The organism is Enterobacter adelaidei (assembly GCF_041937165.1).
Lineage (GTDB): Bacteria > Pseudomonadota > Gammaproteobacteria > Enterobacterales > Enterobacteriaceae > Enterobacter > Enterobacter adelaidei.
This window is the reverse complement of record NZ_CP154353.1, coordinates 4,538,394-4,551,661: the sequence shown is the minus strand read 5'-3', so window position 1 is coordinate 4,551,661 and position 13,268 is coordinate 4,538,394. Positions and strand designations below refer to the sequence as shown.

The 13,268-nt window shown below is 50.9% G+C and carries 10 protein-coding genes; 8 read left to right on the top strand and 2 right to left on the bottom strand.

Annotation, left to right across the window (positions count from 1 at the left end):
* Positions 1-13: 13 nt before the first annotated feature.
* The 5 genes from AAHF05_RS22095 to AAHF05_RS22075 all read left to right on the top strand — a co-directional run bounded on the left by AAHF05_RS22095 (position 14) and on the right by AAHF05_RS22075 (position 5,042).
* Positions 14-697 carry a fimbria/pilus chaperone family protein gene (locus tag AAHF05_RS22095; RefSeq protein WP_129324948.1) on the top strand — a complete coding sequence of 228 codons (684 nt, stop codon included), beginning with the start codon at positions 14-16 and terminating at the stop codon, positions 695-697.
* A gap of 18 nt (positions 698-715) precedes the next feature.
* Complete coding sequence (locus AAHF05_RS22090; protein WP_129324949.1) at positions 716-3,139, top strand: fimbrial biogenesis usher protein; 2,424 nt, start codon at positions 716-718, stop codon at positions 3,137-3,139.
* A gap of 22 nt (positions 3,140-3,161) precedes the next feature.
* Entirely contained in the window at positions 3,162-3,752 is a 591-nt protein-coding gene (locus AAHF05_RS22085) for a hypothetical protein (RefSeq protein WP_129324950.1), read from the top strand.
* Between the two features lie 114 nt (positions 3,753-3,866).
* Complete coding sequence (gene fdhD / locus AAHF05_RS22080) at positions 3,867-4,715, top strand: formate dehydrogenase accessory sulfurtransferase FdhD (protein ID WP_241697899.1); 849 nt, start codon at positions 3,867-3,869, stop codon at positions 4,713-4,715.
* A gap of 114 nt (positions 4,716-4,829) precedes the next feature.
* Entirely contained in the window at positions 4,830-5,042 is a 213-nt protein-coding gene (locus AAHF05_RS22075) for a DUF1471 domain-containing protein (protein WP_014072382.1), read from the top strand.
* A gap of 41 nt (positions 5,043-5,083) precedes the next feature.
* On the opposite strand, the gene AAHF05_RS22070 is transcribed toward AAHF05_RS22075, so the two are convergent.
* Positions 5,084-5,407: an AzlD domain-containing protein gene (locus AAHF05_RS22070; protein ID WP_028018135.1), complete on the bottom strand. Its 324-nt coding sequence runs from the start codon at positions 5,405-5,407 to the stop codon at positions 5,084-5,086.
* Positions 5,407-6,066: an AzlC family ABC transporter permease gene (locus AAHF05_RS22065; RefSeq protein WP_129324951.1), complete on the bottom strand. Its 660-nt coding sequence runs from the start codon at positions 6,064-6,066 to the stop codon at positions 5,407-5,409. The genes AAHF05_RS22070 and AAHF05_RS22065 overlap by 1 nt, the downstream gene beginning before the upstream one ends.
* A gap of 102 nt (positions 6,067-6,168) precedes the next feature.
* Between AAHF05_RS22065 and AAHF05_RS22060 the strand changes: the two genes are divergently transcribed.
* From AAHF05_RS22060 to AAHF05_RS22050, 3 genes are all read left to right on the top strand, one after another.
* Positions 6,169-6,717, top strand: coding sequence for a helix-turn-helix domain-containing protein (locus AAHF05_RS22060; protein ID WP_049004916.1), 549 nt, complete (start codon positions 6,169-6,171; stop codon positions 6,715-6,717).
* Between the two features lie 184 nt (positions 6,718-6,901).
* Positions 6,902-7,522, top strand: a complete 621-nt coding sequence (gene sodA, locus AAHF05_RS22055) for a superoxide dismutase [Mn] (RefSeq protein WP_004203668.1) — start codon at positions 6,902-6,904, stop codon at positions 7,520-7,522.
* A 226-nt stretch (positions 7,523-7,748) separates the two neighbouring features.
* Positions 7,749-13,193: an Ig-like domain-containing protein gene (locus AAHF05_RS22050; RefSeq protein ID WP_129324952.1), complete on the top strand. Its 5,445-nt coding sequence runs from the start codon at positions 7,749-7,751 to the stop codon at positions 13,191-13,193.
* Positions 13,194-13,268 lie beyond the last annotated feature (75 nt).

Genomic DNA, 13,268 nt, shown 5'->3' with positions numbered 1-13,268 from the left:
AAGGATTAATATTATGCTTCATCTGAAAAAGATGCTGGCAAGCGTATGCTTGCTCACGTCGTTTCACGCTCTCGCCGTCGGCATGGTTCCCGATACTTCCTTACTTTTGGTTAATGAAGACGAGCAAGGGAGCAGCATGGATGTCAAGAATACCGATGCTAATGCGCAGCTGCTCTATACCAAAATTATCGATCTGCCTGATGATTTGCAGCCCGGCCTGATAGTGACGCAGCCTGTCGTGCGCGTCGATGCGGGTAAAGTGCAGCGTGTACGATTTGTGCTTAAAAATAGTGGGGATAAACTCAACGTTGAACACTTAAAACGCGTTATCTTCAGGACAATCCCGCAACGTGAAAAGAACAAAGTTAAAGTGGTGTTCAGCCAAAACTTACCCGTTATTATCCGTCCCGCAGGACTTGCGGTTAATTATGAACCGTGGAAAGAACTTCAGTGGCATTATAAAAGCGGGAATCTGATTGTTGAGAATAAATCCCCCTATGTGGTTCGCCTGGAGCAAAAGGTTAATTCACTCCCCTCCGGTAATAGCTTCCAGCTACCAAAAACCTATATTCTACCTGGTCAATCTATTATTGCCACCCCAAAAGATAAGGTTTCTGGCACAGATAAACAGGTGAAGATTTTTCCCGCGACCCGTTTTGGATATAAAGCGGATGAATTTGTTGCGGATATAAAATAATAATAAGGAGAGACCGCATTGAAAAAGGCTGTCAATAAAGGATTATTTGTCTTTTGTCTGAGCGCAATTGCATTTAGCATTCGTGCTGAAATCGTCCCAACGTCATCACAACCAATCGAATTAGCACGTGCAATATTTGACACTGATGCATTGCGCTCAGATGGTCTCGATCCTGAAATAGCAAACTATTATGCTGAAGCACCTCGCTTTACGTCCGGCACGCATGACGTCACAGTTTTGATTAATGGGAAAAAGCAGGGTGTTTTTCCCGTTAAATTTAATGAGAAAGGAATGCCGTGTATTGATAAGGCGTTCTTAGAAAATGCAGGGTTATTTAAAAGTATCAAACGTGAAACCTGCCCATGGATCCAACAATATTGGGCGGGAGCCACGCTAGAAACCCAGCCGGATTCGGAGCAAATATCGTTGGTCGTTCCGCCTGAGGCGATCGATCTCGAAAGCGGAAGACAAGTGGCTGATGTGCGCGGCGGCGTTGCCGGAATGCTTAATTATTCCATGTTCGGCAGTCATTACGATTATTCCAGCGACAACTCCGATCGTTTTCAGTCTACGTTTGAACTGGGCTTTAACGCCGGTGACTGGATTGTGCGTAGTACGCAAATGGTCAGTGATGGCAGCGATCAAAAATTCAGTGCTGACTCGTTATACACATACGCCCAGAGAACCTTTACCGATTATGGGGTGATGGTTCAGGGCGGACAGATTAACATCGCAAACAGTCGCTTCAGTATTCCGACGATCTACGGTGTGCAGATGATGCCTGATAACGCGATGGCATCTCAAAACAACAGCGGCATTGAGGTCTCGGGGATTGCCCGAAACCCGCAGGCGCGCGTAGACATTCGCCAGAGCGGGCAGCTCATCTTCTCTACGCTGGTGCCGGCGGGGCCGTTCACCCTGAAAGATGTTCCCGTTGCTAACCTCAACTCAGATTTAAACGTCACGGTCACTGAAAGTGACGGGAGTGAAAATCGTTTCACCGTTGCGGCCAGTTCGTTTCGTAGCAATCATGTCGGCAGGGCTTCGGGCTTTTCTATTGCGATCGGTCGTGCCGAAAATATTGAAGACAGCCGGTTTGAGCAGCCCTGGATTTTCTCAATGTCTAATGGGTGGTCGATTAACAATCGCGTTAATGTCATGGCGGGTATGGTCTCGGCTGATAACCATTACTATGGCTTCTCGGGCAATATTGACACAGTGCCCTTTCAAAACTTCTACGCCTCAATGGGTTTCCTCGGGTCTATTGATAATCTTTCTCAAACTGATGGTACCAAAACGACGCTCGATCTGGGGTATTCACTGCCCTGGGGAATTGGCGTATCGCTGGGGGGGAGTTACGGCACGCCTGACTACCGCGAAATGCAGGAGCTTTACAGCAATGACGACGATTTCTCGACCACAAAATATGATACGAATGTCGGTGTAAGCTGGTCGAGTAACCTGTTGGGACGTTTCTCCTTGAGCTACTACCGCAATCAAACCTGGAACAGCGATTACGATAGCCGCAGCATCCTTTCGTCCTGGTCAAAATCCTTCCGCTATTTCAGCGTAAGTCTCAACTGGCAGTCTGATGTCAGCCATGATCGGGAGGGTGATAACGATATGTTCTATGTGAATGTGTCCGTCCCACTGGGCCGCTCCGGCGTAACAACTAACAGCTGGTATCGTGAGAATGAAGGCAGAGGATCTTACGGCACCCGGGCGATGGGCTCGCTCAACGCTGAAAATAGCTATACCGTCGGGGTATCGCAGGATCATGACGATAATGTTACTAGCTGGGACAGTTCTCTTAACAGTAACTTGCATTACACCACGCTTGCGCTTGCTGCCGGGGGAGATAGTGACAGTAATATGAGCTACTCCGCAGCACTGAGCGGCGGTATTGTTGCCCATAATGAAGGGATCACGTTCTCGCCTTATCAGGTGACGGATACCTATGCCATTACGAAGCTTGATAAGCCAGTCTCTGGCGTTGAAATTGGCACCCTTCGTGGCCCAGTCTGGACCGATAAATGGGGCCGTGCCGTAGTACCAGCGCTGGCACCTTTCCAGGAAACGTCTGTTGAGGTCAATACTCAAAGCTTGCCGGGCAATCTGGATGTGAATAATGGTCGTGCTGACTTTAAGGCGTCTCACGGGGCGGTGGTAAGTTGGCAATTCACCACGTTGAGCCAGCGTCGCGTCTTACTTGCCATCGCGCGTCCTGATGGTTCGATGCTGCCAAAAGGCACGTCAATCGTCGATCAGGCTGGGGAATACGTGACGTCGGCTCCGGAAGATGGGGTGATTTTCCTGAACGATATTTCCGCCAGTCAACCACTGTATGCCAGCATTGACGGCGGACGCTGCAAGCTCAGCTACACGCTGCCTGAAGCCGATCCACAGAAATTCTATGAAGAGATTAACGGAAAATGTCTCTAACCAAACAGGGAGTAAAGTTTAAATGAAATATTGTCATCTTTTGCTGCCTGTCATCCTGGTGGGTAGCGTATTCGGGAGCATACCTTGCGCGTCAGCGGATGATGGTGACTGCGATATCCTGTCGTCGACAAAGTTAGTGGATTATGGACGCTTTCGTCAGGGGGAAATGCGGCGCGTTAGCGCTGAGAGCGAAAGCAAAATTTATCGCGGCTATGCGTCTGTTAGCCGTGAAGTTCAGGTGTCGGTCATATGTCCTGATGATCGTAAAATCCGATTGTACGTGGATGGCCCGGTCAGACAGAGTAAGGTCTGGCAGTTTTCAGATAAGGGTGTCGCGGTCATTAAAGTCAGGAATGCGCGTGTCGACGGAACGTTAGTTCAACTGACCTCATCCCCGCGAGGAAATGGTCCCACACAGGGTGGGACATCTGAGGTAACGCTCTCGCCTGAAAGCGCTATTTCATTCGTGAACGGTCAGGAGGTTATCGGGAAGCAGTGGGTCGCGACCCTAATGATTACCACTTATCTCTCTGACAACGCCTTTAAAATCGGCAATTCGCAAGACCTGGAAGAGACGCTGACGGTCTCGTTTGATGCTGTTGCAACTCAATAATTAGCTGTGGGGCTGAAATGCCCCACTTTGATCTTACAAAATAAATGGAGGACAATAAGAGGGCTGAAACAGCAAAGGGCGATGCCCGTCCTGACGGGCGTGACGATGAGTGAAATGAGTAAGTCCCAACAGGTAATAGTTTTGTCTGATCCCAATACCCCGCTTCCTGACGGCATAGTCTCCCGTACCATCTGGACACCTAAAACGCTCCATTCTCCCGGGACCGATTTTCTGGCCGAGGAAGTTCCCGTTGCCCTGGTTTACAACGGTATTTCGCATGTGGTGATGATGGCCTCTCCGAAAGATCTCGAGCTTTTTGCCATTGGTTTTTCTCTTTCGGAGGGCATCATTGAGCACCCGCAGGAGATCTACGGCATGGATGTGGTTCAGGCCTGCAACGGCCTGGAAGTGCAAATTGAACTCTCGAGCCGCCGTTTTATGGGGCTGAAAGAGCGTCGACGTGCGCTAGCAGGACGCACCGGTTGCGGTGTCTGCGGCGTTGAGCAACTCAACGATATTGGTAAACCCGTTACGCCTCTGCCGTTTACTCAGACCTTTAATCTGGCGTATCTCGACCATGCGCTTGAACACCTCAACGACGTTCAGCCGATAGGTCAACTGAGCGGTTGTACACACGCCGCAGCCTGGGTGCTGCCATCAGGTGACATTGCCGGTGGGCATGAGGATGTGGGTCGCCACGTGGCGCTGGATAAGCTGCTCGGTCGCCGGGCGCGTGAAAATGACGTCTGGAAGCAGGGGGCGGCACTCGTTTCCAGCCGCGCCAGCTATGAGATGGTGCAGAAATCCGCGATGTGTGGCGTTGAAATTTTGTTTGCCGTGTCGGCGGCGACCACGCTGGCGGTGGAAGTGGCCGAGCGCTGTAACCTGACGCTGGTAGGGTTCTGCAAGCCGGGAAGGGCGACAATTTATACCCATTCTCAGCGCTTAATTGTTGATCAGTAATTTTGAATGATATTAGCAAATCCTTCCGCTTTTAGTTGTTGGTGATGAGGTCTAGTATTTATCTCATCAAGGCACAGCGCCTTATCTAAACAACTTAACGAAAGGGTTTATATCATGAAAAGCATCAAAACTTTTGTCGCTGTAATCGCTCTGGCTACTTCTTTCGGTTCTTTCGCAGCACAGACTGTGACCGCAACTGCCTCTACCATTGACGGCGCAGAAGCGAAAATCGCTGCACAGGCTCAGGAAGCAGGCGCGTCATCTTACAAAATTACCCAGGCATTCTCCGGTAACCGTGTACACATGACGGCTGAACTGAACAAATAATCTCGCTTTACCGTCGAAAGAGCGCCCCCGGGGCGCTTTTTTTATTGTATACCCGCCAGGCGCAGTAGCGCCGTTACCACCGCCGCCGCAACGATCACCACAATTAACGGCATCTTCCGCCAGGCCAGAAACACCGCAAACGCCACGCCCAGCACGCGCGCCATACCCGCAAAATGTTCCCCTTCATAAAAGGTTGTCGCCAGCGCCACGGAAAAGAGTAAAACCGTTGCCGCGTCAGAAAGCAGCGACTGTGAACGCTCCGACAGTGCCAGCCTGCTGCCGAGCTTTGCACCACCCAGACGCATCAGATACGTCCCTGCCGATAAGATGGCAATCCCCAGAATAAAGAATGTCATGTTTCCCATTATTTTTTCCTCGCCGCCAGGCCCAGTAAAGACAGCAGAACCGGCAAACCGACCGGAGCAAACGGTACGGCAGACAGTGACAACACTGCGCCGCTACAGGCACGGATCAGCGTGGTACGGTTTTTAAATGCGGGAACCACTAAGGCCAGTAATATGGCCGGGAACACCGCATCCAGCCCGATGGTTTCTGGATCTGGCAGAAGTTTACCGACCATGGCACCCAGCAGCGCTCCCAGCGGCCAGATAATCGCCACACCTAAACCACATAACCAGTAGGCAGCTTTACGCTGTTCGGGCGTTTTTTGCGACAGGCCAAACACCACGCTTTCATCGTTCATGATGTGACAGCCCAAAAAACTCAAACCACGTTTGCCGACCAGTTCACGCACCGTGACGCCAAACGGCACATGGCGGGCGTTCACCAGCAACCCGGCAGCCGCAGCCGCCAGAGGGTTACCCCCGCTCGCGACAATGCCGATAAACATAAATTCGGACGCGCCCGCGAGTACGGTAATGGAAAGCACAAACGGTACCCAAACAGGAAAACCGTAGGCTATCGCCAGCGAGCCGTATGACATCCCGACCACACCAACGGCGAGACAAACCAGGATGATTGCTTTTATCGTGTCGCCTTTCAGGCAAGAGAGATGATGCTTCATACAATTTTAGCCATATCGAACGTGTATCCATTATAATGAACGCAACAGAGTAGCTTTTCAAGACGAACGATTCGTTCGATTTAAAGAACAAGAGGCCGTTATATGACGCAGCCAATTAGCGTTATCGCCAAAAGTCTGGTGCGAGAACGCCAGCGAACCGGACTTTCACTGGCGGAAATTGCCCGCCGTGCCGGGATCGCTAAATCCACGCTGTCCCAGCTGGAGTCTGGCAATGGCAACCCTAGCCTGGAAACGCTGTGGTCGCTTTGCGTGGCGCTGGATATTCCTTTCGCCCGTTTACTGGAACCACAACAGCCGACCACGCAGGTGATTCGCCGCGGTGAAGGGACCAAAGTGGTTGCCGGACAGGCTAACTATGAAGCCATTTTACTGGCGGCGTGTCCACCGGGCGCGCGTCGCGATGTTTACCTTCTGATGACTCAACCGGGTGCAGACCGACTCTCTCAGCCGCATCCGCCGGGCTCGGTAGAGCATATTATCGTGACCCAGGGGCGGGCACTGGTCGGCCTGATTGACGCGGCGGAAGAGCTGAATGCGGGGGATTACATTTGCTATCCTGCCGATCGTCCGCACATCTTTAAAGCCCTGGAGCCAGACACGTATGCGCTGCTGGTGGCAGAACAAAACTAAACCGTCGGGTAATTTTGTGTTAACTCAATGATAAAAATAACAATTCCTCCATCTCTCAAAAGCAAATAACCTTATAAAAATTACGGCATTGATAATCATTTTCAATATCATTTAATTAACTATAATGAACCAACTGCTTACGCGGCATTAACAGCTGTGCCGCCCGACAATAATGGAGAGGATTATGAGTTATACACTGCCATCCCTGCCGTATGCCTACGACGCACTGGAACCGCATTTCGACAAGCAGACGATGGAAATCCATCACACTAAACACCACCAGACCTATGTGAACAACGCGAACGCCGCGCTGGAAAGCCTGCCTGAGTTCGCTAACCTGTCTGCTGAAGAGCTGATCACCAAACTGGACCAGCTGCCAGCGGACAAGAAAACCGTACTGCGTAACAACGCAGGTGGTCATGCTAACCACAGCCTGTTCTGGAAAGGCCTGAAAACCGGCACTACCCTGCAGGGTGACCTGAAAGCGGCGATCGAGCGCGACTTCGGTTCCGTTGACAACTTCAAAGCGGAATTCGAAAAAGCGGCTGCAACGCGTTTCGGTTCTGGCTGGGCGTGGCTGGTACTGAAAGGTGACAAACTGGCGGTCGTTTCCACGGCCAACCAGGATTCCCCGCTGATGGGTGAAGCCATTTCTGGCGCATCCGGTTTCCCAATCCTGGGTCTGGACGTGTGGGAACATGCTTACTACCTGAAATTCCAGAACCGTCGTCCGGACTACATCAAAGCGTTCTGGGACGTTGTTAACTGGGACGAAGCCGCTGCACGTTTTGCTGCTAAAAAATAATCCCTGATATCGGTATCACCGGTTAATTCATAAATGAAGCCTGGTTAATTCCCCCAGGCTTTTTTCATTTTTCCCTTCTCAGCGTATCAGATTATTTTTACTTAAATTCTAATTAAGAAAATATCAGCGTCTGAGGTTTATCTGCATGAATATAATTTGACCTGAAAAAATATTCTGGCTGACAGTTGCTAACGCTTTTGTTTCCACCCTTCTCAGGTCAATACCCATGCATGTTAATAAAAAGATAACGATATGTTTGCAGGTGTTCTTTTACCTGCACTTCACGTTTTGTAATGCATTCTTGTTCTCGTTTCCCGCGCATGCAGAATCAAACCGGAACGTAGAAATCAATACAAAAAGTGGTGAAAATAATACTGCAAAAGTAAAAAATACGCCTTCAGATACCCGCGATAGCGAGAAAGATATTGCCGGGATGCTTTCTGGTGCTGGCTCCTTATTAAGTCAGGATAATAAAAACGACGCTATTATAAACTCATTGATTAATAGCGGTTCAAGTAAAGCCACGAATGAAATTCAACAGTGGTTGCAACAATTTGGTACGGCCAGAGTGAATATTGGTCTTGATCAGAACTTTTCGCTGGAAAGTGCGAATCTGGATCTGCTGCTCCCGCTGTATGATGATAAAGGGGCTAATTTATTGTTCACGCAGCTGGGCGGGCGACGTGAGGACGATCGTAACATCGTCAATGCGGGCCTTGGCTATCGCTACTTTGCTGATAGCTGGATGTGGGGTGTTAACACCTTCTATGACCAGCAAATATCCGGCAATACGCACCAGCGAGTGGGTGTCGGTGGCGAACTGGGTTGGGACTATTTTAAGGTCAGTGCCAACGGTTATAAGCGCCTTTCAGGGTGGAAAACATCTTCAGCGCATCAGGATTACGAGGAGCGCGTAGCAGATGGCTATGATGTGCGTACGGAGGGATATTTACCCGTTTATCCTCAGCTCGGCGCAAAACTGGTCTGGGAACAATATTATGGTGACGATGTTGCATTGTTTGGTGACGACGATGATGATCGCCAAAAAAATCCTTATGCTGTTACTGCTGGAATTAACTTTACCCCATTCCCCCTTATTTCATTTGGACTTAACCAAAAAATGGGTAAGGGTGATCACAATGATACTCAGGTCGAATTTAATGTTAACTGGATGCCGGGTGTACCCATTGCAACACAGCTAGACTCCGAAAAAGTCAAAGAGCGTCGTACATTACTCGGCAGTCGAATGGATCTGGTTAATCGTAACAATAACATCGTGCTGGAATACCGTAAGCAGGATCTTATTTCGCTCTCGCTTCCTGAGCATATTGAAGGCGTTGAATCAAAAACAGTGCCTGTTACTGTGAACGTTAAGACAAAATACCCTGTCGATCGTATTGTCTGGCAAGACGATAATCTGGTTAAAAATGGCGGCAAAATTAGCGAGAAAAATGGAGCCTGGTTTGTTGTATTACCGCATTATGTGCAAAATGGCGCTGAGAAAAATAGTTATGTGGTCGCCGCAACGGCTTATGATAATCGAGGGAATAAATCTGATACCGCGCATATGACCGTGGCGGTGAATGGATTTGACGTCACTCAGGTCACTTCTGATACCACGTCCGAAAATACGCATTTGCCAGCCGATGGCGTGAGCACCACACAGGTGATGGTGACGATAACATCCGGTGGCGGGCAGAAAATTACGGGGCTTGCCAGTCATCTCAGCAGCCAGTTGATTCGTACATCGGCACGGAAAAAGACCGTGGGTGCAGGCCCGGTTAGCGAGAAAATGACAGCGTTCCAGGAACAGTCCGCGGGGGTATATGTCAGTACATTCACCAGTGGAACCGTGCCTGGGGATGTGACAGTCCAGCCGTTGTACGATACGACGAAGCTGAATAAAACCGTGGTTACGCTTGATGCAACAGACGCCTCTCAACACGTTGACCGCCTGGAGGCATCAAAAAATACGGCACTGGCGAACGGTCAGGATGCGATTACGCTGACGGCGCATGTGGTGAATGCGGGGAATGAGCCGGTACAAGGTGCACAGGTTAAATGGCTGGGGGATAACTCGCACGCGGTTTTCTCCGCCGCGCAAAGCACCAGCGATGCACAAGGCAATGCGACGGTACAAATCACCAGTCACGATGTACTCAGTCTGACGGTCAACGCACAGCTGGAAAATGGCGAATCGATGGCAGGTCCTGTGCTGCAATTTACCGCGGATGCCGATTCCGCCGTCGTGACGCATCTTGAAGCGGATAAGACCGTCGCCAAAGCGGATAATCAGGATACGATAACGCTTAACGCGGTGGTGACAGATGCCAGCCAGCACCCGCTGGTTAATCAGCCTGTGCAATGGGCGATAGACTCTGCAAATACGTCGGTACATCTCGCCGATAAACAGAGCAATACCAATGAACAAGGGGTGGCGACGATCTCGATCGCCTCGGCAAAAGCCGGGCAGGGCGTTGTTTCCGCCACTGCCGGTAATAGCGAGACCGTCACCTCTGAAAAACTCACCTTTGTTGCCGATAGCGAAAGCGCAACCCTTGGAACCATCACGGCCAGTAAAACCAGCGCGCTGGCGAACGGGCAGGATGCGATCTCCCTTGAAGTCAAAGTGGAAGATGCCAACAAGAATCCGGTGAAGGGTGCGACAGTCGACTGGTCTGCGGGCAGCGCCACCGCCAACTTATCCGGGACATCCACTGAAACTAACGCGCTCGGGATAGCGACCATTGAGGTTACTTCAGCAAACATTGAAACGCTTGACGTGACGGCGACGATGGGCTGGCAAACGCAGACATCTCCTGCACTTAACTTTACCGTGGATAGCACAACGGCAGTGGTGAAAACGCTGAATGTCGATAAATCTCAGGCGACAGCCAATAACAACGACCGTATTACGCTAACGGCGGAAGTCGTCGATGCTAGCGATCATCCGGTTCCTTCATCAGCGTTGCAGTGGTCCATTGTTCAGGGGCAAGGCACGTTGAGCGCAACACAGAATGCGACAAATGAATCAGGTAGGGGGGCCGTGACACTCACCGCCACGCAGCAAGGAACGGTTGTTGTCTCGGTGAATACGGCGACGGGAACAGCGGTGAATTCGCCTGAGTTGATGTTTATAGCCGATACGGCCACTGGCAAGGTTTCACAGGTGACCACGGATAAAACAACCGCGGTGGCTGACGGTAAAGACAAAGTGACTTACACCGCGACCGTGACGGATGCGAATGGCAATCCGCTACAGGGGATAGATGTAAACTGGAACGTCACGCCTTCTTCCGCGAAACCTTCCTCCACAACGTCCCGGACAGGCGTTGACGGTACGGCGTCAGTCAGTGTGACAACGCTGAAAGCTGGGGACGTCAGCCTTACCGCGCAGGCCGGAGCAGGAACCGCCTGGAATGCGCCGGTGGTGACATTCACTGCTGATAGTACGACAGCACAGATTGGCGATCTGTCGGCGAGCAAAGCGACCGCAGTGGCTAACGGCGTGGACAGTATTACGTTCACTGGCGTGGTAACGGATAAAAACGGAAACCCAGTAAGCGGCGAGGCGGCGGCCTGGTCGGTGGTGCCAGCGACAGGTGTGCTTTCCGCGACGACAAGTGAATCTGATGCCCAGGGAAATGTCTCAGTTACCCTGAAATCAGATCAGGTCGCGGACTATCGTGTGAAAGCGACTGTTAACGGGCATGAAGAGACATCTGACAGCGTGTCGTTTACCGCGGATACCACAACTGCCGCGATACGTACGCTGGTCGCGGATAGAACCAGCGAAATTGCTGCCGGTTCAGACACAGTCACCTTAACGGCAACGGTGCTGGATGACAGTAACCATCCGGTGCCTGGAGCCACCGTATCCTGGTCAAGCAACAATGCTGAGGGGGTGTTTAACGAAAGCAGTACAACGACGGACGCCGGGGGGATAACCTCTGTGACGTATAGCAGCATACTGGCGATGCCTACCGTTGTAACGGCAAAAAGCAGTCATAACAGCGAGAAAACGCTGGAATTAACCATCGTGCCAGACTTGCAAAGCGCAATTCCGGTATTTATTACGGCAAGTAAATACAGCGCGGTGGCGAATGGTGATGACAACATCACTTTAGCGGCAACGGTGAAAGACAAATACGGTAATGTGGTCACTCAGGGGAGCGTCGGCTGGCAAGTCACGCCTGCAGGTAATTATCAGTTATCTGCGACAGAACAACCGACGGATGACACGGGAAAATCCACGGTAACGCTGGCGAGTACCGATGTCGTGACCTGCCGGGCGGTGGCAACGTTTAATGGCTTCAGCAAAGCGTCGCAAACAATGCGTTTTGCACCGGATCAGGCAACAGAAAAAGTTACCCAGATTACGGCCAATAAAACGACGGGCGTCATTGCGGGTAAAGACATCGTCACGCTTCAGGCGACAGTGATGGATGAGTACGATCATCCGATTGATAATGCAGTCGTCCACTGGGGGACTGACAACGACACCGGTGTGTTCGCACCAGGTGACAGCAGTACGACAAACAGCGAAGGTGTTGCCGAAATATCGTTTACGGCGACAAAAGCGCAAGCCACGTTGGTCGGCGCCGGGATTAACCATTCTCAGCAGACAATGACGATAAATTATATCGGCAACGCCGATACCGCGACGTTGTCTGCCATCAAAGCTGATAAGTCGAAAGCCGTGGCGGATAACGCAGAGCGCGTAACCTGGTCGGCGACGGTGAAAGACGTCAATGGCAACCTTCTGCCAGGTGTAACGGTGAACTGGCGCAGTAACGATGCCGCCATGACGTTATCAGGCGACGATAGCGTGACGGATGCGAACGGTATTGCGACGGTCAGTGGCACGACGACAAAAGCGGGTGATGTTGTGTTGACGGCAACGCTGGCGGCAGGCGGTCAGTCGCTTACAGCAGCCAAAGTCAGTTTTATCGGCGATGCTAAAACGGCGGAACTGGTGTCGTTAAATGTGGATAAATCGGTCGTTCTCAGCAACGGCGTGGATGCGGCAACATATGCTGTTGAGGTAAAAGACGCTAATCAGAACCTTGTTCCGGATGCGTTGATAAACTGGCAAACCACGATGAACACGCTGTCTGCTGCCAGTACCAAAACGGATGCTTCGGGTGTCGCCACGGCCAAACTCTCAGGACATGATATTGGGATGGCAACGGTGACGGCTTCCATTAATAACTCGACGTTGTCTAACCCTAACGTGAAGTTTATTAATACCATTGAAGATACCTGGGTTATTAACTCAGATTCATCAAATTATTCGTCAGCAGTGATCAAGGGATTCCCGTCATTAGGTTTTGTTACGGTTGATCCAACAAATGGCCCGACTCAGCTGGAATGGGCACCAGGCGGATATTCTGACGTTTCTACACCGGTCATGTTGACCGACGGAAGTGGCCAACAGTATATGGTGAATTTGAAAGGATACAGAGAATCCGACTGTTCTCTGCGTCCGCTTAATGCGGCAGTGAGCTGTAGCACCAATGGTGGGATGCGTGCGAAATTCACTTATGCGCGTACAGATAACCCTGATTTACCCGCCGGACATTACACCGGGCTGGTTCACTTCCTGGGTAAAGACTGGCACACCAGCTATGCCTTTGAGTACAAGCTAACGCTGGATCTTACCGTGAACTAACCGCTAAAAAACTTGCGAAAGGAATAAGGAAAAGCGAGTCTGATGGCTCGCTTTTTTGTCTCTGCAAAAAGGAGC

Coding starts and splice junctions, on each gene's coding strand:
- AAHF05_RS22095 (WP_129324948.1), top strand. CDS start 14: ATGCTTCATCTGAAAAAGATGCTGGCAAGCGTATGCTTGCTCACGTCG.
- AAHF05_RS22085 (WP_129324950.1), top strand. CDS start 3,162: ATGAAATATTGTCATCTTTTGCTGCCTGTCATCCTGGTGGGTAGCGTA.
- fdhD (WP_241697899.1), top strand. CDS start 3,867: ATGAGTAAGTCCCAACAGGTAATAGTTTTGTCTGATCCCAATACCCCG.
- AAHF05_RS22075 (WP_014072382.1), top strand. CDS start 4,830: ATGAAAAGCATCAAAACTTTTGTCGCTGTAATCGCTCTGGCTACTTCT.
- AAHF05_RS22070 (WP_028018135.1), bottom strand. CDS start 5,407: ATGGGAAACATGACATTCTTTATTCTGGGGATTGCCATCTTATCGGCA.
- AAHF05_RS22065 (WP_129324951.1), bottom strand. CDS start 6,066: ATGAAGCATCATCTCTCTTGCCTGAAAGGCGACACGATAAAAGCAATC.
- AAHF05_RS22060 (WP_049004916.1), top strand. CDS start 6,169: ATGACGCAGCCAATTAGCGTTATCGCCAAAAGTCTGGTGCGAGAACGC.
- sodA (WP_004203668.1), top strand. CDS start 6,902: ATGAGTTATACACTGCCATCCCTGCCGTATGCCTACGACGCACTGGAA.
- AAHF05_RS22050 (WP_129324952.1), top strand. CDS start 7,749: ATGCATGTTAATAAAAAGATAACGATATGTTTGCAGGTGTTCTTTTAC.